The sequence below is a fragment of the Microcoleus sp. MON1_C1 genome, assembly GCF_036701945.1.
In the GTDB taxonomy this organism is placed as follows: Bacteria; Cyanobacteriota; Cyanobacteriia; order Cyanobacteriales; family Microcoleaceae; genus Microcoleus.
Window position 1 is genome coordinate 203,584 of sequence record NZ_JAUBRO010000003.1, and the last position, 19,204, is coordinate 222,787.

Here is a 19,204-nt window from a genome sequence, read left to right on the forward strand (position 1 = left end):
ATTTGCGATCGCATCCTCATCCACACCCCCAAAAGGTTAAGATTCTAATCTGACCCTCCTGCAATCATTGCTTCACCTCCTATGGCAGAAACCTTATTGTTCAACGCCCTCCGCGAGGCGTTAGACGAAGAAATGGCCCGCGACTCCGCCGTATTCGTACTCGGCGAAGACGTAGGTCAATACGGCGGTTCCTATAAAGTCACCAAAGACCTCTACAACAAATACGGCGAACTTAGAGTGCTCGACACCCCGATCGCCGAAAATAGCTTTACAGGCCTGGCAGTAGGCGCAGCAATGACGGGACTGCGGCCGGTCATCGAAGGCATGAACATGGGCTTTTTGCTGCTGGCGTTCAACCAAATTTCCAACAACGCCGGAATGCTGCGCTACACATCCGGCGGCAACTTCAAAATGCCAATGGTAATTCGCGGGCCCGGCGGCGTGGGCCGGCAACTCGGCGCAGAACACTCCCAGCGCTTAGAAGCATATTTCCAAGCAGTACCCGGTTTGAAAATAGTCGCCTGTTCGACTCCGTACAACGCCAAAGGACTCTTAAAATCAGCCATCCGCGACGATAACCCCGTTCTGTTTTTCGAGCACGTTCTTCTTTACAACCTCAAAGAAAATTTGCCAGAAACAGAATATTTAGTGCCGCTGGACAAAGCAGAAATTGTGCGATCGGGCAAAGATGTCACAATCGTGACATATTCCAGGATGCGGCACCACGTCATGCAAGCCGTGCCCGCCCTGGTAAAAGAAGGTTACGATCCAGAAGTAATCGACCTGATTTCTCTCAAACCCCTGGACATGGAGACGATCGGCGCATCCATTCGCAAAACTCACAAAGTAATTATTGTAGAGGAGTGCATGAAAACAGGAGGCATTGGTGCCGAACTAATTGCTTCGATTAGCGATCGATTTTTTGACGAACTCGACGCACCGGTTTTGCGGCTGTCTTCACAAGATATTCCCACACCTTACAACGGCAATTTGGAAAGACTGACCATTGTCCAGCCCACTCAAATTGTCGAGGCAGTCCAAAAAATGGTAGCTTTGCGAGTATAAATAGTGATTAGTCAGTAGTCATTGGTTGACTGTTGACTGTTGACTGTTGACTGATGACTGATGACTGTTGACTAAAATCTGCCAACTGCCAACGGCCAACTGACCAATGACTAATAATTAAATATGCAAAAACAACGTTCAATATTAGCCCTAATTTTTGTTTTAATCATCGCCGCCATTACTGTAATAGTAACAATTCCGACGCGGCTGGGATTAGACTTGCAAGGAGGGTCGCAACTCACCATTCAAGTAAAAACTACCCCCACAATTCCCAAAATTGATCAGGGAATGTTAGAAGCAGTGCGGCGGATTGTCGAAAACCGGGTTAACGGTTTGGGTGTTTCCGAAGCATTAGTCCAAACAGTAGGAGAAGACCAAATTCTCGTGCAGTTGCCCGGAGTAAATGACCCGCAGCAAGCAGAACGAGTTTTGGGCGGCACGGCAAAGCTAGAATTTCTGGAACAACTGCCCGGAACAGAAACACAATTAGCGATTGAGAGGCAGTTGCAGCAGGAATTGCTGGTCAAACAAGAAGAATTGAAAACTAGCCCGAATGAGGCTGCTATTAAAGAAAATCAGGCTGCTTTGAAAAGAAGTAATGACGCGATCGCCAAACTCTTCAAAAGCAGCGGACTCGGTGGCGAAAACCTCAAAGACGCTCAACCTCAACCCTTGGCCTCTGGGAACAACTGGAACGTTGCTCTCGTTTTCGATACCCCAGGAGGCGAACTATTCGCCCAACTAACGAAAAATTTAGCCGGCACCGGACGCAGTATCGGTATTTTCCTAGACGAAAGAATGATCAGTTCTCCAGTCGTCGGCGTTGAATTTGCCCAGGCAGGAATTACTGGTGGGAGTGCCGTAATTCAAGGCAACTTTACAACGCAAGAAGCCAACGATTTGGCAGTGCAATTGCGGGGCGGCGCTTTGCCAGTGCCTGTCGAAATTGTAGAAAACCGCACAATCGGCGCTAGCTTGGGTAAAGACAGCATTCAAAGCAGTATTAACGCAGGTATCGGCGGCTTAGTTTTAGTCTTGATTTTCATGGTGGCCTACTATCGACTCCCCGGCGTAATTGCCAATATTGCTCTGTTAATTTATGCTCTGTTAACTTGGGCAGCTTTCGTGCTTTTGGGGGTGACATTAACGCTGCCGGGAATTGCTGGTTTCGTGCTCAGCATCGGGATGGCAGTGGATGCTAACGTGCTGATTTTTGAGCGCACGCGGGAAGAGTTGCGGGCGGGGAAATCGCTTTATCGATCGGTCGAATCGGGTTTTTACCGCGCTTTTTCCAGCATTTTAGATGGCAACGTCACAACGGTTATTGCTTGTGTTGCTTTGTTCTGGTTGGGCGCTGGTTTAGTTAAAGGGTTTGCTGTAACTCTGGGATTGGGCGTAGTAGTGAGTATGTTTTCTGCTATTACTTGCAGCCGCACTCTACTTTTGGTAGTGTTGAGCTTTCCGGCGCTGCGAAAACCTCAGTGGTTCTGTCCCAATTTGTCGAAAACTGCTAATAGTTAACTGTTGTTATTAGTTATTAGTTATTAGTTATGTGTTAGTTAGCTGCTACTAATAACCAATAACCAATAACTACTGACTTCTTCCTTCAATCCGTTACATCCGTTACACAATCCGTTGCCGAACTTCCCTCTTCCTTCAAATTATGAAATTCAGTGTTATCAAACAACGATCGCTCTGGTGGAGTATTTCCGCCGCTATAATCCTTGCAGGTATAGTGTCGATGGCGATTTCTTGGACTCGTCCCGACATCCGCGCACCGCTGCGCCCCAGTTTAGATTTTATCGGCGGCACTCGGCTGCAATTTGAACTCGACTGCACGAAACCGGAAAATTGTAAACCCATCGATATTGCTGCTGTCCGCGAAGTCCTGGACGCCCAAGGTTTGGCAGGCAGCAGCATTCAAGTTATCGGCCAAGAACAGCGAGGTTTGTCGCTGCGAACGAAAACTTTGGATGTCGAACAGCGGACTGAGTTGCAAACAGCTTTGAGCGAAAAGATAGGCGCTTTTGCTCCTCAATCTACTCAAATTGATACAGTTGGGCCTACTCTCGGTAAACAATTATTTACGTCGGGATTGTTGGCTTTATTCCTTTCGTTTGCGGGAATTACGGTTTATCTAACATTCCGGTTTCAGTTGGATTATGCCTTTTTTGCTTTCGTTGCTCTGTTCCACGACGTGTTGGTTACTCTTGGTGTTTTCGCGTTTTTGGGTTTAGTTCAAGGAGTGGAAGTTGACAGTTTATTTGTGGTCGCGCTCTTGACAATCATCGGTTTTTCTGTTAACGATACAGTGGTAATTTACGATCGCGTGCGAGAAATAATCAAGCTAAATCCGGGACAGTCGATCAATCAAATTGTCGATGATGCTGTTATGCAGACCATGGGAAGGTCAATTAACACGACTTTTGCTACTCTCCTGACACTGTTTTCCATCTTTTTGTTTGGCGGCGAAACCCTCAAATACTTTGCTTTAGCATTGATTGTCGGCTTTATTGCGGGTGCGTATTCGAGTATTTTCATTGCCAGTACCCTGCTAGCTTGGTGGCGCAGTCGCACGGCCCACTCTATCCCCGTCCCCGCAGAAGGAATCAACCAGTCAGAGGAAGTTTAATTGTCAGGACTCATCAGTCATTAGTTATTAAGCTGCTGACTGCTGGTAACGGTTAACTCAGGACTAAGGCAAAAAAATGGTTTGACACGCCACTTATAGCGGTAAGCTGCGCGCTGGGTACCCTAAATACTAATGACTAATAACTAATGACTAATGACTAATGAAAGCGACGCAAATTTTCAAATTGAAGTCCAAAGGCTTCACAAACTAACAGTTTATGGCCGATGGTTAACTGTGATATTACTGTGGATTAGCGTCGGTTCTTTGAGCATTTGGGGTTTGCGCCGCGAAATCGCTTTGTGGTTAGAACACTTCACTTGGGCGGCGGTGCGCTACGGTTTATCTTTTAATCGCTGGCCAACTCTCGGTTTGGGTTTGTGCTTGGGAATGACTTTAGCGGTGCTAACTTGGCAAAGTCGCAATATGGTGCGAGGATTGCCCCATCGGGAAAAACAGGGTTTGGAACAACAAGTTCGCCGCATTCGCCAGCGGGGGCCGAGTCATCCTTTGTGGAAGTGGGTTTGCAAAGGTTCGCGGTAGCCGACGGGCTTTATTCTTTAGTCTCAAGCCAGAGGAACGAAAGTTTGACTCTTAAGCGGTTTCAACGGCCGAGTTCCTAACTTTTATTGCTTCTTCCTTCTTCCTTCTTCCTTCTTCCGACGGACATCGGACTGACATCCGTTACATCCGTTACATCCGTTACACAATCCGTTGCCGAACTTCCTTCTTCCTTCTTCCTTCTGTTGTATCACGCAAAACGAGGCAAAATATGTGCTACGGAAGACTGTTGAAGCGGAATTTCGATCGCAAATTCTGCTCCTTTTCCCAGTTCCGAAAAGCACTTCAATGCGCCGCCGTGTTGGTTGACAACAATTTCATAGCTAATCGACAGTCCCAAACCCGTTCCTTGGCCGACCGGCTTAGTAGTAAAGAAAGGGTCAAACAACCGCTTCCGAACCTCTTCTGTCATCCCCGGGCCGTTGTCAGAAATTTTAATTATTACCTTTTTTTTCTCAATTAATTCGGTGCGAATCCGAATCGCAGGAATCAGGCTGGTAGAGTTAGAAAGTAATGATTGAGTCGTTTTAAAAGACTGCTTTTGGTCGCCTAAGTGCGACTTTTTAGGGGGGTTTTTATCGACATTTTCGTATTTATTAGACTCAACCAGAGCGTAAATTGCATTAAGTAAAATATTCATAAATACCTGATTGAGCTGTCCGGGATAGCACTGCACCAGCGGCAAGTCGCTGTATTCTTTGTGAATTTCTATCGCCTCCTGCCCCGGTTTCCCTTTAAGCTGGCTTTGCAAAAGCATAATCGTGCTGTTGATACCTTCGTGAATGTTGACCTGCTTCATTTGAGCTTCGTCTAACCTGCAAAAATTCCGCAGCGACAAAACGATGTCGCGCACTCTTTCTGCACCTTGCTGCATAGAGTTTAAGACTTTCGGCAAGTCTTCTAGTAAATAATCGAGTTCGATTTTTTCTGCTTCCGCTTCAATTGCTGCGATGGGTTCAGGACAGTGCTGTCGGTAGATGTCGAGCATCCGCATTAAACCTTGCGTGTACTCTTTAGCGTGGTGCAAATTGCTATAAATAAAGCCGATCGGATTGTTAATTTCGTGAGCTACTCCGGCTACTAACTGCCCCAAAGAAGACATTTTCTCTGTTTGAATTAGTTGAGTTTGAGTGCGCTGAAGTTCTAACAAGGCAAGTTCGAGCTGTTGGGCTTGATGTCTCAATTGCGCTTGCGATTCTCGCATCGCCACCGTTGATAACTCGTGAATTTGCAACTGAGAAAGCAGCAGTTGGTGTACGTCTAAAAGTTTGTAAGTTTCCGGTTCTACTTGTACTACAATTGGTTCGTGGATGAGTTCGGGCGATCGCTCCAAAGACTGCCGCACTGCCGTCATAATTGAGGTTTCGCGATCGAGAACCAACATATCAGTTTTAGTAAAGCGGTAGAGTATGAACAAAGGCTGTTGAGAAAATAACTCCAAGCTGTAGGGGCGGCTCATGTGTTCAAAATAACGCCGCCGCGAAATCATCCCTATAAACTTTCCTCGCTGAGTGATGATGATGCCCGGAACTAAAGGGTTTGCTTGAAAAATTTTAGCAACTTCGGCCCCCGGACACTCAGATTCTAGGAGAAAGTCGTACAGGGTTAATTCCTGTAGAGTCGATCGCAAACCAAGCGGCGATTTTAGGGGACTCAACCCGTCAGTTTCATACACTGCTCCCTCCTTTGGTAATTGGCAGTTGCGGTTGGCTGCTGGAGTCTTGCCTACTATTGAGACGGCGTTTTTAACTCTTTTTATAGCTTAGTTATCAACTTCCCTCTGCTCCCTGGAATCCAGTTAATTCAGCAGGATTTTTTTTTGCCTTAAATCATGCTGGTGTCCCCCGAAACGATATTGCAGGTTAGATTGATTTAACAGCCAATACCACTTTGAAACCTGACTATGTATTGAATTTTATATATCCAAGATTTTACTAATCCGAATATAACAGTCATAACTATTTTTAATGTTTGATGACATTAATTTGGTTCAGATGGATAGACATCTGCGACCTGTGGCAGTACATTTCGTATTACCCCTTGCGTAAAATTATATTACAATAAGACAACAATAGCGACAAATCGGCAGCCGATCGCCAGATTTTAAAATTCAGGCAAAACAGGTTTCTGGAAATTGCCAATGAATCTCAATTGTCAGTTTTTTTGCACAAATGCCGATCGCACTCAACCCGAGGATTGTCATGTAGGTAGTCTTCCAGCCAGGGACAGCCGATAGCGAGCAATTTGTCAAGTTTGGCAGCTTATACTTTAGCCGCATCGACACTCCAAAGCTTCACCGACGAAATTTTTCCCGGCAGATGCTAAAGTTGTGCGATCGCAACTAACACTCACATTCCACACATCCGCTTAATGTGCCTTAAAATTTTCCACAAAAGTACGGTCGGGCCACGAACTTGAGATTCAAACTCGGTCGCTGGCAAATCCGACAAGGAGAATCAAGAGGAAGCAGAAAGAAATAATTCTATTTTACCCGACTTTTCCCCAACTTCAACTTCAATTTGAGGAAGTTGGTTTGGTTACGATAATATTTCGATCATTATTATTTCTCCTCCCCCTTGATTTTAGGCAATTCTCATTAGAAACTCTAAGATGTTGATTTGAGGAACCTCGCGGGGTGGGGTTTGGTTGGGCGATCGCACTGGGCTAAATTGAAATGAGATTTGAGGAAAGTAAGCGACGGTTTCCATGTGCGGTTTCCCGAAGTAGAGGTGGTAACTATATACACGGCGGGACGATCGTACTTTCAGTACAATGTCACTATTTCAACCGGTACACCTGTTGAGTCTGAGTCTCGGAGAGTGTGAAAGTCCCTTTAATCATTGGGCTGTCTGGATCGGAGGTTTTTGAAGAGTGGGGCGGTGCGAGGCCCAGAAGCAGACTGTTAACCAAGCGGCACTAGGGAAGTCGGCAGCTAGGGCCTACCGAGGAAGGATTTTAGGCGATCGCCGTTAAATATCAAGAGAAAAAAGCACGATAGCACCAACAGCAATATCACCCAAAAGAATGATTGATCGACAAAAAGTTGCGTGTTATAATTCTAAATAATTCTATACAAAAATACTTTTACCTAAAAGGAGAACAAAAAATGGACACCCCTACAGAGCGCCTACAAGAACCGGTCGGGACAAGAGAACTCGAATCAATACCTGTATCTGAAAAAGTTTCTTCCCAAAAAGTTAGTGAGGTTAATTTTGAAACGACTCCTTTAGAAACCCCAGCTTATACTCAGCAAAAAGTTAGCGTCGAGGAGGTGAAAATTAACGGCGACGATTTGGTTGCTAAAGTTAAAGAACTGATTCACGAAGGAAATATCCGCCGCATCATTATCAAAAATGAAGAGGGACGGATTTTGGTAGAAGTTCCTCTGACGGTGGGAGTAGTCGGTGGAGTCATCGGTGCGGCCTTGTTTCCAGTCATTGCAGCAGTAGGAGCGATAGGTGCATTAGTCGCTCACATGACTATCATCATTGAAAGAACCGAGTAAAAAAACTCAGTTGTTAGTAATAGCGGATGTCCGGTTAATTTCCCGCAATCAACCTTGTTGGTAGTGAGTAAGACCCTCCTCTCTTTATGGATGAGAGAAAAATGACCTTTATTACTACTAAATTAATTGTGGTTATCTAACCGGACTTAAACAAACTTCTAGCACAAACTGGCTTGATAAATAGATGGCTAGTAACTCTTACTACTCCCTTCTCTTTTTTCCCGATTTCTAGGCTCTATTGCCCTCCCACTCTGGCAGTAAAGTTGCCACTTGTAACGGTGCAATGAATCATCTAAGATGAGGTAAAATCCCTGGCTGAGCGTGGTTTGATGACACTGGTTCATTACCTTCAAGTGACGTTGATTCATTTCACTGAATGACCAAGGCGCTGCGCTTAAAAAATGGTGTAATTTGTGGTAAGTTACTCGCACGGCGTGTGCCACCATCGGCGAGAGGTGGTTTGGCTCACTTTCTCCCAATAATTCGCCTAAATAGTTCCTAAACTCCCGTTTTTGGGCTTGATGACGAAAGATCTCGTCAAATCTTGGACACCATTTATAAAAGCAGGGGGGCATTGCGGCAGGGGTTGTCTCCTTCATTGCTCATCTTTTAAGTTTATATACTTGCTCTGCAAGCATATAAACTCATTTAGCCTGTATTTTTTGTTTAAGTCCGGCTAATCCTATTCCCTTGGAGGACTCAGACAATCACTCGGAGGGTAGAGCCTGGTTAATGCGTTCGTTAGTTAGATTCGATACAGATTAAGGAAAAGCCAAAAGTTCTCTAAACTCCCTAAGCATTAAGGTGTTAAGCATTTAAACCGGGTATGACTAAAACCCCCAAGGTTTACACATGAATATTGACTGAATCTTGGCTGAATCTTGACTGAATCTTGACGGAATCTTGAGTGAATCTTGAGTGAATCTTGACAGTGAATCGAAGTAAGTGATTTAAATGCTGAACAGCTTAGCTCAAGTTTTCAAACCAGAGCATCTCCTACAGACAAATATTTTTTGAATAGTTGTGGCGAAGATAATTATGAAACCTAACGAAGAAAATAGCTCTAGCCGTGAAATTCATCAAGAAGTTCACACAGATGCAACTAACGGTCACGTCAGTACAACGCGAACTACTAAAAGTGTTCCGAGTACAACGGGGAAGGCTTCTAAAGAAGCAGCTCATCACCAAGGTTTTGTACAGGGTGAAATGGCGGAAAACCACCGCCAACTTGGAGTCCAAGAAGTCCGCGATAATGAGAATGCTGGTCGCGGGTTACTGTTAGGGATTCTTCTTGCTTCTTTGGCAGGCTTAGTTCTGGGCAGTGTATATTACTTCAATCGGGGTGAGGAGGCTCCTACTCCTACTGCTGCTCCTGTGATTGTTGTACCGAAAGCGAATCAACCTTCAGCAACACCTGCTCCGACTCGGACTATAGAGAGAGAAAAAACGATCATTCAAAAAATTGTTCCGGTTCCGGTTCAACCATCTCCAGTTCAAAAGGCTACGCCTGCTCCTCAACCAAGTCCAGCTCAAAACGCAACTCCGGCTCCTCAAGCAAGTCCGGCTCCCAATATCAATATTACAATTCCAAATTCACAGCAGCAAGATGCACCTGCTCAGCAAGCAGCACCGTCTCCATCTTCGCCGTCAAATAATACCAATACTACGGTTCCAACTCCGCAGGATGAGCCAGCTTCCACTGCGCCAACTCCAGCACCTGAGAGTTCAGCTACTCCATCTCCCACTCAAGATGAGGGCGCTCCTGGAGCAGGTACCAGCGGCGAAACCAATACGGAAAGCCAGAGCGATTCTAATCCTACGGGTACGGGTGTACCTGAGAGCAACTCCGGCGCAGAGGGTGCGACTGGTTCACCGCAATAGAAGTTGGATGTCGAATTAGCCCGCCAGGGGTTCAAACCCCAGGCTCATAGCTAAAGTCCTTTAAAGAGGACTTTTTTTATGGTTTCAACTGAGATCTTGCACCATTGTCAATAAGCCTGCTATGGGCGGGATCTCCTGCCCACCCCACAAGAAAACTGATTCTTCGTCGAACAGGCCCGAAAGCCTGTTAAGCGAGAATGGTGCAACATCTCAGACTAACCGGACATTGTGGCTGAACTCAAGAAACCTAGTTTCTGCAATGGAAAACGTTTTAAGATTGTGCCAACCTATCTTAAGAAACAGTTTGGTGAACTAATTTAACTTTCCCTAAAGCCGTCTTCCTGCTCTCAAAGAGTTTCATCACGCCGGAGGAGATGGTCTCGATGACATCGGGAGCGCAGTAAGAGAGAAACTCTTCCGAGGAAGTAGGATCTGCAAAAAACTCTTGAGCTTTCTTCAACAAGTTTTCAGTTTCAGCAAAGCCGATAGATTTGATAATAAACGTAGAAACCGGGGAGTTTTTAATATCATAGCGCGATTCTTGATTGCGTCCTATTTCTAGCAGGTATAACACTTCTCTTTGCAACTGAGTCTCTAAGGGGTAGGCGCTCTGTCTGTTGGGCAAGTAATCCTCCAAAACCGAGGTTTTAAATCCTGGTGTCCGCAATTCTCCCATCATCGTTGAAAGCGGAATATCGCGCCCCAAACGGTAGGAAAGAGCTTCTAAAATGGCGATGGTAATTAGCTTGACACCAAAATAAAGTTTAGCAACTTCGATATTTTTGCGAGTTCGGGCAATCAGGTTAGCGTAGGTTTCATCGTCCGGCTCTTGCATAAACTGCTGGAAAACCAGTTCGGGTTTGAGGAACTTCAAAAATCCTTCCATTTTTTGCAGAGACTTGCGATATCCGGCAACAGTATAGGAATTAACATTGGTCAATTCGTGGTTGGTTTCTGGCATCAAGTTCCAGGTATTGTCTAAGAAATTAGAGGAATTTGGAGAGGCAAAATTCTCGACATCCCGATTTGCTAACCTGACAGCACGCTTGACAATTTCTACGGTTTGGGCATCGCTCCATCCCAAGTTAAAATCGCGGTTCGCACTTACCAAACGCTGGTGCAAAAGTTCGATCGCGCTCAAACCACTGGGCGAAAGCGGACGAAAAGGAATAGTAGCTTCGATGCAAGCGGCGATTTCGGCGATCGTACTAGCTGGCAAAAAAGGCTCCAAACATTTGGCAGCAATAACGGCACTCAAAAATTCGTTTTCACCCGCAAACCGAGAGAGAGCCTTGCCGGGAATAAACCCAAAGACTGAGGCCACTAGGTGATACATGGCATCGTCGGGCAGTTCGGTTTCATCTCTAATAACTAACTGGGATCGCACCTCTTTGACAAAAGGACAAAGGGCGCTGCTAATATTGAAACTAACCCCCTGATCGACTTGCACGTACACGAGGTCGTGAAACAGCGCAGCCAGCACCTCGATCGGATCGACTGACCCCCCGACCTCAAAAATGTGTTCCGACGTGTGAAAGGAGCGCCAAGGCCCTCTCATCGCTTGAATGATTAGCTCAGCTATCTGCTCCAGCTTTGGAATATCTACTCGACCTCCTAATTGCTCGATCGAGCTTGCCAAGCAATCCAAGCACCGTTTTTGTTCTGCTAAAAGCTCCATTTACACACCTCCAGTGCATTCCCTGATTGTCTTCCGCTTGATTGCATGGTATCAAAACGCGCTGCGATCGTGCCATGATTCGTCACTCAAAAATTTTAAATTTTAGGTTGAAACAGGGAGAGGGGGCGAGGGAAAGAGGAATAGCGAGGAATAGCGAGGAATAGCGAGGAATAGCGAGGAATAGCGAGGGAGAGGGGGAGGGGGAACTTAAATATTAAAAATTCTGCCGTTGTGGAGATTAGGGCAACTTGGGCGATCGGTATCATAAATTACAGTAAAAATGACAAAAAGTGGGTAACAACTTGATGAATTTTTGATTAAATTATGAGGGGTTTTTGACAAAAGCTGTGGGTGGGTGGCATTGATACCAGCTTCAACCTGCGGTGGTATAAATACAGCGTCCAGCCTCAGAATAAGATTCGTAGACCTGCTGATAAACCTCTTAACATTTGGGCTGATACACTTCAGTTGAGTAGCTTTCGGGAAATCGATCTAAAGCTTCCTCGATCGCCACTTTAACTGCTGCCTTGGTTTGCTGTCGCCTCCCCGAATCTAACACTAACAGAACTTACGCAACTGCCACAACTGCTCCTGGCACCATGCAGCACAAAATCAGACAATAAACATGGGAATATGGGGGCGTTTCACTGGCTCAATCAAATAATTGGACAACATCAATCGAGCTTAAATACCTCCTTAATCCCTTAGTCCCCCTCGGCTGGGACTTCGTATGTTTAGAAGCGATTTAAATCGCCGAATCAACTGTTAGATTCCCAACTTCTTTAAGAAGTCGGGGCTCGGGGGATTGTGTCTTTTGAGCCGCTGTTTACTGCATCCGATCGATCGTCCGATACTGCACCGCCTCCCCCACATGATTCGTTTTCAAGCTTTCATCCCCCGACAAATCAGCAATAGTCCTAGCAACCTTCAAAATGCGATCGCTCGCCCTCGCCGAAAGCCCCAACTTCCGAATCGCCATCTCCAATAAATTCCGAGAAGCCTCATCCAACTGACACCATTTGTTAATGTGACTGCTTTGCATTTCCGCATTACAGCGCAAACTAGATTCCGACTGAAAACGGCGAGTTGCGAGCTCTCGCGCCCGCTGCACCCTCACCCGCACCGGTTCCGACTCTTCCCCCGTCGGCTGTCGCGTAATTTCCTCGGGTTTCAAACGATTAACCGCCACTTGCAAATCAATCCGATCCATCAAAGGCCCCGACAGTTTAGCCCAATATTGCTCCCTCTTTTGCGGCGAACAAGTACACTGTTGAATCGAATCGCCGTAATAACCGCAAGCACAAGGATTCGTACTTGCAACTAAAGTGAATTGAGCCGGAAACATCACCGATTGTCTAGTGCGAGAAATCGTCACATAACCATCTTCCAGCGGTTGTCGCAAAAACTCCAAAACATCTCTTTTAAACTCAGTTAATTCATCGAGAAAAAGGATGCCGCGATGTGCTAAGGAAATTTCACCCGGACGCGGAAAACTGCCGCCACCTACCAAAGAAGGGCCAGATGCCGAATGGTGAGGACTGCGAAAAGGCCGATCGCCCACCAAGCTTCCCTTATCCTTCAATAACCCGGCCACCGAATGAATTTGAGTTACATCCAAAGCTTCCTCAAAAGTCAGCGGCGGCAAAATACCCGGCAAACGCCTCGCCAACATCGTCTTACCGCTCCCTGGCGGCCCCACAAAAATTAAATTGTGTCCCCCCGCCGCCGCAATTTCCAAAGCCCGCCGCGCGTGAATTTGCCCCTTTACATCTTTTAAATCTAAACCCGGAAACCGCGTTTTTGCTAACTCTTCTCGACCGTTTACTTCTACAGGCGAATAAACTTCAGGATTGTTTAAAAAATCAGTAACAGCAAAAATATTCTCAAAACCATAAACAGATATTCCGTGCACCAAAGCCGCTTCCTGCGCGTTACCAGCCGGTACAACCAACCCCGAAATACCCATTTTTTGAGCAGCAGCGGCGATCGGCAAAACCCCAGCCACAGGCCGCAAACTCCCATCTAAAGAAAGTTCCCCTAAAAACAAATAATCTCCCAAAAGTTGACCGCTGACTTGTTCCGATGCTGCTAAAATGCCAATGGCGATCGGCAAATCAAAACTCGGCCCCTCCTTTCGCAAATCCGCCGGAGTCAAATTAATCACAATACTCCGCATGGGAAAAGCATATCCCGAATTTTTTAGCGTAGCCCTAACCCTTTCTTTAGCTTCTTGCACCGCAGAATCGGGCAATCCCACAACGACGATTTTTGGTAGCCCCCCTGACACATCAGCCTCAACACCCACCTTTACCGCGTCAATTCCAACGATCGATGCACTCCAAACCCTAGCAAGCATTTTTCTTTATCCTTAATTTGCCTGTCCCTGATTCATCATCTATTATGATTAACAATGACTAATGAATATCGGAAGAGGCAAGAAAAACTTTTCCTTGCCTCTTCTTTTTCTCCTCTTCCCTCTCTCCTGCTGGGTCTTCCCTCTTCCCTCTTCCCCTTCTCCCTTCCCATTTGGGCCTTCCCTCTTCCCACTTCCTTCTTCCTTCTTCCTTCTTCCTTCTTCCTTCTTCCTTCTTCCTTCTTCCTTCTTCCTTCGTTAACAACCCATGACAACTCAAGAAACGCTTTTCAGCAAAATCATCCGCAAAGAGATTCCCGCAGACATCGTTTATGAGGACGACTTGGCCCTCGCGTTCAGAGATATCAATCCGCAAGCACCCGTCCACATCCTCGTCATTCCCAAACAGCCTATTGCCAAATTAGCCGATGCCGAGTCGGGAGATCATGATCTCATGGGACACCTGCTGCTGACTGTCAAGCGGGTAGCAGAACAACTCGGACTTAGCAACGGCTATCGCGTCGTCATTAATAGCGGCAGCGACGGCGGCCAAACTGTAGACCACCTGCACCTTCACATTCTCGGCGGACGGCAGATGAAGTGGCCCCCAGGCTAAAGCCTAATTTTTACGCAGAACTTGCGGACTCATCCTCAGAAACCCGGTTAATTTCTATTGCCAAGCGCCTCAGAAACCGGGTTTCTTTTTTCGTCAATAAACCCGGTGGATTGGAGATTATTGAGAATGCAGCGCGATCGCACTAGAAACCCGGTTTTCAGTATTCTCCCGATAAAAATTTCCCCTCGCAGAATTCACCGATGATATGTAAATAAATATTAAAAATCATCTCTTCACGACCTAATTAACAGATATTTAAATAGAAAGAAAATCGACCTGAACAAAAATAATTTGCTCGAACTGCTAAACCAAACTACAGACAATAGATTCAGTTCTTCAGGTCGCTATATGTAAACCGTGTGGTGTGTAATTTTACTTTGTAAAAGACTACAAATATTTACCAAGAATCCAGTTTTTGTAAATGTTTGTAAAATGTTTAAATTGGCAGCAGTAATCCCTTGGCAAACTTTAGGGAATGGTGTTACTAATATAAGCGTGGGGCATCCCCACAACGAACTTTGAAAATTCAATTAAGCCATCATAAACCAAATGACAACAACCGTACAGCGTCGCGAAAGCGGCAACGTTTGGGAACGGTTCTGCGAGTGGGTAACTAGCACCGATAACCGGATTTATATCGGTTGGTTCGGCGTCTTGATGATTCCCACCTTGCTCAGCGCCACCATCTGCTACATCATCGCCTTCATCGCTGCTCCTCCTGTGGATATCGACGGCATCCGCGAACCAGTTGCTGGTTCCTTGATGTACGGCAACAACATCATTACTGGTGCTGTTGTTCCTTCATCGAATGCGATCGGGCTTCACTTCTATCCCATCTGGGAAGCAGCTTCCCTCGATGAATGGTTGTACAACGGCGGCCCCTACCAATTGGTAGTTTTTCACTTCCTCCTTGGCGTTTTCTGCTACATGGGTCGTGAATGGGAATTGTCCTACCGTTTAGGTATGCGTCCTTGGATCTGCGTCGCTTACTCTGCACCAGTTGCAGCAGCCACCGCAGTATTCTTGATTTACCCGATCGGACAAGGCAGCTTTTCTGACGGTATGCCCTTGGGTATCTCCGGTACATTCAACTTCATGATCGTGTTCCAAGCCGAGCACAACATCCTGATGCACCCCTTCCATATGCTGGGAGTGGCTGGTGTCTTCGGCGGTGCTCTGTTCTCCGCCATGCACGGAAGCTTGGTAACATCTTCTTTGGTTCGCGAAACAACCGAAACTGAATCTTTGAACTACGGTTACAAATTCGGTCAAGAAGAAGAAACCTACAACATCGTTGCAGCCCACGGCTACTTCGGTCGTTTGATTTTCCAATACGCTTCCTTTAACAACAGCCGTTCTTTGCACTTCTTGTTAGGTGCATGGCCAGTTGTCGGTATCTGGTTTACCGCTTTGGGTATTTCCACGATGGCGTTTAACTTGAACGGTTTCAACTTCAACCAATCGATTATCGACTCGCAAGGTCGCGTGATCAACACTTGGGCTGATGTCATCAACCGCGCTAACTTGGGTATGGAAGTAATGCACGAGCGCAACGCTCACAACTTCCCCCTCGACTTGGCCGCCGGTGAAGTCACCCCAGTAGCAATGGTTGCTCCTTCCATCAACGGCTAAGTTTTAGTTTTTGATTAACAAAAAGCGCTCCTAGAAATAGGGGCGCTTTTTGTTTTGGCAAGTAGAATTTGAGAGATTTTTTTCTGTTAAATCCGTTAAATCCCATACACGGCGCGTTGCCGAGCTTCCTTCTTCCCGAGCGATCTGATATATTAATTAGGAATTATTATTTTTGGCAATCATCAAAGTGGCGATATTTAACAGGCACAAATTTGCAAAACTCGCGGTTCATAAATCCAAAACATTAGCCTGGGCGATCGCATTTTTTAGCGGCATTTTGATGGCATTGACAACCGCCCCAGTAAATGCTTGGCTATTGGCTTGGGTAGCCCTAGTTCCCCTCTGGATTTTGGTTGTTAGTTATGAAAGGCCTCTTCAAGAAGTAAAACAACAAAAATTCTTCCTTCTTCCTGCTTCATTCTTCCTTCTTCCTTCACTCTGGGGAATTGGCTATCACGGATTAGCTTTATCTTGGATTAGGGGAATTCACCCGATGACTTGGTTGGGAGTTCCTTGGTGGCCGAGTTTGGCGATCGCACTTTTTTGCTGGGCCTTCATCACCCTGTGGGGAGCCGCCTTAGTTGCCGTTTGGGCGTGGTTATTTGTAATTCTCAACTCCCTCACTTTACCCGGCAAAAATCCTATTATTCTTCTTAACTCCCCCCCTTTACAAGGGGGGGCTGGGGGGGGTACCTCTGATCTTATTCTTCTTAACTCCCCGCCTTTACAAGGGGTGGCTGGCGGGAGTAGCTCTAAATTTTCAGCATTAACTCGCCTTTTTATTGGCACAGCTTTGTGGTGTGCCTTAGAAAGTATTTGGAGTACAGGTTCGCTGTGGTGGACATCACTATCTTACACGCAAAGCCCGCACAATTTAGCAATATTGCACCTCGGTCAACTCTCCGGACCCAGCGCAGTAACAGCCGCTATTGTAGCAGTAAATGGCTTAATCGCCGAAGCTTTTATTGAAGGAAGAAGGAAGAAGGAAGAAGGAAGAAGGAAGAATTGGATTCCTTATATTTTGCCTGGGAGTTTGTGTTTAGTTTTGCATATTGCAGGATGGAGCTTATACAACCGCCCTTTGAATCAAGAAGCTGCAACCGCTTTAAAAATTGGCATTATTCAAGGCAACATTCCTAACGAGATTAAGTTTGATTCAGCGGGTTGGGGGCGCGCTTTGGAAGGTTACACCACTGGATACAAACAGTTAGCAGACAGGAAAGTCGATGCTGTGTTAATTCCAGAGACGGCTTTGCCTTTTATCTGGACAAACGAGTATCAGCGTTCTACTCTTTCTTTTTACCAAGCTATTCTCGAACGCGGCGTTGTGGCTTGGGTTGGAGGCTTCGGACAGCAAGAGAATAGTATCACTAACAGCTTATTGGCGATCGATCGCACAGGAGAAATTGTCGGCCGCTACGATAAACTCAAGCTCGTACCTTTAGGCGAATATATCCCTTTTTACGAAATCTTAGGCGGGATTATTAATCGGCTTTCTCCCTTAGATGCTCATTTAGTACCCGGTAATTCTCAACAATTGTTTGATACGCCGTTTGGCCGCGCCATTGTCGGAATTTGTTACGATTCGGCGTTTGCGGAAATTTTCCGATATCAGGCGGCGAAGGGAGGTGAATTTATGATCACCGCTTCCAACAATGCCCATTACAAACCGCCAATGTTGGATCAACATCATGCTCTAGATGTGATGCGGGCAATTGAAACTGATAGATGGGCAGCTATCGCAACTAATACAGGTTACTCTGCTTTTGTAAATCCTCGCGGCGAGACGGTTTGGAAGTCGAGAATTAATACCTATGAAGTTCGGGATGCTACTATTTATCGGCGCCAAACTCAGACTTTGTACGTGCGGTGGGGAGATTGGCTGACACCTGTATTGTTAGTATTGGCTGGGTTAATGCGGTTTATTGTTAAAAATTAACCCCAAGATTTTAGATTTTAGATTGTGTCTACAAATCTAAAATCTAAAATCTAAAATCTAAAATCGAAGGACTTTACTTATCTTTCACGTGTTCGTGAACGCTAGGAGATAAAGAAATTAAATCGTCCATATTGCGCTGCATAGCAGCACACATATTGTCCAAAGGCAAATCATTGGCATCGTGACCGAAGGGATTTTCTATTTCAATGCCGATTTCTTCTATGCCGAACAAAGTAAAACTAATTAAAGCCACAACTGGGCCGGTTCCCCAACCCAAATCCTTCACCATTTGAAAGGGCAGTGCCAAACAGTAAAGCAACAATAGTTGTTTCAGGTGAATCGCGTAAGCCAAAGGGATAGGCGTCTTCAAAATGCGCTCGCAGCCCCCTAAGACATCAATCATAGAGTTGAGCAACTCATTCATACCAGTTAACTGATAAACATCCAGGCAATTGCGCTCGTACTGCTCGTGCATATAATCCTCAATCCAAAAGGCAATTTCTAGGGGCGGATTGTTCATCGATTTGAGCTTTTGGTACTGCGCTGGGGACATTAACGGCTCCAACTCTGGATTGACTGATTCTTGCCGCAAGTGCAGTTTCATTGCCACTGCCAAGGCAACTAATAGGCGCAGTGCTGACTTTTTTTCTATGATATCCTGCGGGTCTTTTTCCTCAATTGCTACCCAGATTTGACGAGCCAAATTGCGGATGTTATTGTTTAAAGTACCCCAAAATCTGCGACCTTCCCAAAATCGTTCGTAGGCTGTATTTGTCCGGAAAACTAACAGTAAACCCAGGACAATACTCGGTACAATACTCGACAAAATCGGCATGGACACTGGCCAATTAAAAAAGTGCAGCAGGGAAATAATAACTCCAAAGCCGCCGCACAGCAAAACGCGGGGCAAAATGGAGGGAATGACAGACCCCCGAACCTGTAATGCAATTTTAAACCAAGGCGGTCGATCGCGACTCATGCAAGTCTCCTCATTAAATTAGTAGTCTGCGCCCTAGGGCTGGCAGCGCCAATGCCGGCGACACTTAGTTCTTCGGCTCCCGCCTGTCGATTTGAGATTCGAGATTTTAGATTGACTCCACAGATAAATCTGGGGGGTTTGAACTTTGCTCTAAAATTTTTTGGTCTCCACGACTGCTGTCGGGGGCTTGTATCCCTATTTGGGTGCGGTGAGAGCTTCCGAAAAAAGCTTTCCTACAAACAACCTTTCGATTTTACCCAAAAAACTAATCTTTAGGATCAATCTAAAATTGGAGTTTAGACTAAGCACAAATTTACTCAGCGTTAGCTGAGTAGAAATTCTGGTGAATTTAGAGAGAGCTTCCTA

Annotated in this window: 16 protein-coding genes and 1 pseudogene; 9 read left to right on the forward strand and 8 right to left on the reverse strand. The window is 45.9% G+C overall.

The genetic code is table 11. The annotated features are described in order from the left end of the window. The first annotated feature begins 81 nt into the window (after positions 1-81). From QUA62_RS03085 to QUA62_RS03100, 4 genes are all read left to right on the forward strand, one after another. Positions 82-1,065: an alpha-ketoacid dehydrogenase subunit beta gene (locus QUA62_RS03085; protein ID WP_006631063.1), complete on the forward strand. Its 984-nt coding sequence runs from the start codon at positions 82-84 to the stop codon at positions 1,063-1,065. 123 nt (positions 1,066-1,188) lie between these two features. Further along, the gene (secD, locus tag QUA62_RS03090) at positions 1,189-2,586 is read left to right on the forward strand and encodes a protein translocase subunit SecD (RefSeq protein WP_333402318.1); all 1,398 of its coding nucleotides are present in this window, start codon (positions 1,189-1,191) and stop codon (positions 2,584-2,586) included. Between the two features lie 142 nt (positions 2,587-2,728). Beyond that, the gene (gene secF / locus QUA62_RS03095; RefSeq protein WP_190657457.1) at positions 2,729-3,697 is read left to right on the forward strand and encodes a protein translocase subunit SecF; all 969 of its coding nucleotides are present in this window, start codon (positions 2,729-2,731) and stop codon (positions 3,695-3,697) included. Between the two features lie 153 nt (positions 3,698-3,850). Continuing rightward, positions 3,851-4,237, forward strand: a complete 387-nt coding sequence (locus QUA62_RS03100) for a hypothetical protein (RefSeq protein ID WP_006631066.1) — start codon at positions 3,851-3,853, stop codon at positions 4,235-4,237. Positions 4,238-4,320: 83 nt separating this feature from the next. Here QUA62_RS03100 and QUA62_RS03105 read toward each other — a convergent pair whose 3' ends face one another. The 3 genes from QUA62_RS03105 to QUA62_RS03115 form a co-directional block, all read right to left on the reverse strand. After that, positions 4,321-4,449: a hypothetical protein gene (locus QUA62_RS03105; RefSeq protein WP_333402319.1), complete on the reverse strand. Its 129-nt coding sequence runs from the start codon at positions 4,447-4,449 to the stop codon at positions 4,321-4,323. Beyond that, the gene (locus tag QUA62_RS03110) at positions 4,446-5,930 is read right to left on the reverse strand and encodes an ATP-binding protein (RefSeq protein ID WP_333402320.1); all 1,485 of its coding nucleotides are present in this window, start codon (positions 5,928-5,930) and stop codon (positions 4,446-4,448) included. Before QUA62_RS03110 ends, QUA62_RS03105 begins: the two co-directional genes overlap by 4 nt. A gap of 907 nt (positions 5,931-6,837) precedes the next feature. Beyond that, entirely contained in the window at positions 6,838-6,963 is a 126-nt protein-coding gene (locus QUA62_RS03115) for a hypothetical protein (protein WP_333214135.1), read from the reverse strand. 398 nt (positions 6,964-7,361) lie between these two features. On the opposite strand from QUA62_RS03115, the gene QUA62_RS03120 reads away from it, so the two are divergent. Beyond that, positions 7,362-7,760, forward strand: a complete 399-nt coding sequence (locus tag QUA62_RS03120) for a DUF4342 domain-containing protein (protein ID WP_190657451.1) — start codon at positions 7,362-7,364, stop codon at positions 7,758-7,760. A gap of 238 nt (positions 7,761-7,998) precedes the next feature. Here the strand turns inward: QUA62_RS03120 and QUA62_RS03125 are convergent. Further along, positions 7,999-8,359: pseudogene (locus tag QUA62_RS03125) on the reverse strand (transposase); the annotation flags it as partial. 439 nt (positions 8,360-8,798) lie between these two features. Between QUA62_RS03125 and QUA62_RS03130 the strand changes: the two are divergent. Then, on the forward strand, positions 8,799-9,641 hold the full coding sequence (locus QUA62_RS03130; protein WP_333286640.1) for a hypothetical protein: 843 nt from the start codon (positions 8,799-8,801) through the stop codon (positions 9,639-9,641). A 292-nt stretch (positions 9,642-9,933) separates the two neighbouring features. Here QUA62_RS03130 and QUA62_RS03135 read toward each other — a convergent pair whose 3' ends face one another. The 3 genes from QUA62_RS03135 to QUA62_RS03145 form a co-directional block, all read right to left on the reverse strand. Beyond that, a complete protein-coding gene (locus QUA62_RS03135; RefSeq protein WP_333402321.1) occupies positions 9,934-11,319 on the reverse strand; it encodes a hypothetical protein in 1,386 nt (461 codons plus the stop codon). A gap of 826 nt (positions 11,320-12,145) precedes the next feature. Beyond that, on the reverse strand, positions 12,146-13,675 hold the full coding sequence (locus tag QUA62_RS03140; RefSeq protein WP_333286644.1) for a YifB family Mg chelatase-like AAA ATPase: 1,530 nt from the start codon (positions 13,673-13,675) through the stop codon (positions 12,146-12,148). Between the two features lie 58 nt (positions 13,676-13,733). Further along, positions 13,734-13,952: a hypothetical protein gene (locus QUA62_RS03145; RefSeq protein WP_333402322.1), complete on the reverse strand. Its 219-nt coding sequence runs from the start codon at positions 13,950-13,952 to the stop codon at positions 13,734-13,736. Between QUA62_RS03145 and QUA62_RS03150 the strand changes: the two genes are divergently transcribed. From QUA62_RS03150 to lnt, 3 genes are all read left to right on the forward strand, one after another. Continuing rightward, on the forward strand, positions 13,941-14,288 hold the full coding sequence (locus QUA62_RS03150) for a histidine triad nucleotide-binding protein (protein WP_190693435.1): 348 nt from the start codon (positions 13,941-13,943) through the stop codon (positions 14,286-14,288). The two genes, QUA62_RS03145 and QUA62_RS03150, sit on opposite strands and share 12 nt — an antisense overlap. A gap of 549 nt (positions 14,289-14,837) precedes the next feature. Beyond that, positions 14,838-15,920, forward strand: coding sequence for a photosystem II q(b) protein (psbA, locus tag QUA62_RS03155; protein WP_333402323.1), 1,083 nt, complete (start codon positions 14,838-14,840; stop codon positions 15,918-15,920). Positions 15,921-16,107: 187 nt separating this feature from the next. Continuing rightward, positions 16,108-17,859, forward strand: a complete 1,752-nt coding sequence (gene lnt, locus QUA62_RS03160; protein ID WP_445243791.1) for an apolipoprotein N-acyltransferase — start codon at positions 16,108-16,110, stop codon at positions 17,857-17,859. Between the two features lie 73 nt (positions 17,860-17,932). Here lnt and QUA62_RS03165 read toward each other — a convergent pair whose 3' ends face one another. Continuing rightward, a complete protein-coding gene (locus QUA62_RS03165) occupies positions 17,933-18,838 on the reverse strand; it encodes a bestrophin family ion channel (protein WP_333286650.1) in 906 nt (301 codons plus the stop codon). Positions 18,839-19,204 lie beyond the last annotated feature (366 nt).

Bases quoted from the DNA above. Each gene is read 5' to 3' on its own strand.
- QUA62_RS03085 (WP_006631063.1), top strand. From the start codon at position 82: ATGGCAGAAACCTTATTGTTCAACGCCCTCCGCGAGGCGTTAGACGAA.
- secD (WP_333402318.1), top strand. From the start codon at position 1,189: ATGCAAAAACAACGTTCAATATTAGCCCTAATTTTTGTTTTAATCATC.
- secF (WP_190657457.1), top strand. From the start codon at position 2,729: ATGAAATTCAGTGTTATCAAACAACGATCGCTCTGGTGGAGTATTTCC.
- QUA62_RS03100 (WP_006631066.1), top strand. From the start codon at position 3,851: ATGACTAATGAAAGCGACGCAAATTTTCAAATTGAAGTCCAAAGGCTT.
- QUA62_RS03115 (WP_333214135.1), bottom strand. From the start codon at position 6,963: ATGGAAACCGTCGCTTACTTTCCTCAAATCTCATTTCAATTTAGCCCA.
- QUA62_RS03120 (WP_190657451.1), top strand. From the start codon at position 7,362: ATGGACACCCCTACAGAGCGCCTACAAGAACCGGTCGGGACAAGAGAA.
- QUA62_RS03130 (WP_333286640.1), top strand. From the start codon at position 8,799: ATGAAACCTAACGAAGAAAATAGCTCTAGCCGTGAAATTCATCAAGAA.
- QUA62_RS03135 (WP_333402321.1), bottom strand. From the start codon at position 11,319: ATGGAGCTTTTAGCAGAACAAAAACGGTGCTTGGATTGCTTGGCAAGC.
- QUA62_RS03140 (WP_333286644.1), bottom strand. From the start codon at position 13,675: ATGCTTGCTAGGGTTTGGAGTGCATCGATCGTTGGAATTGACGCGGTA.
- QUA62_RS03150 (WP_190693435.1), top strand. From the start codon at position 13,941: ATGACAACTCAAGAAACGCTTTTCAGCAAAATCATCCGCAAAGAGATT.
- psbA (WP_333402323.1), top strand. From the start codon at position 14,838: ATGACAACAACCGTACAGCGTCGCGAAAGCGGCAACGTTTGGGAACGG.
- QUA62_RS03165 (WP_333286650.1), bottom strand. From the start codon at position 18,838: ATGAGTCGCGATCGACCGCCTTGGTTTAAAATTGCATTACAGGTTCGG.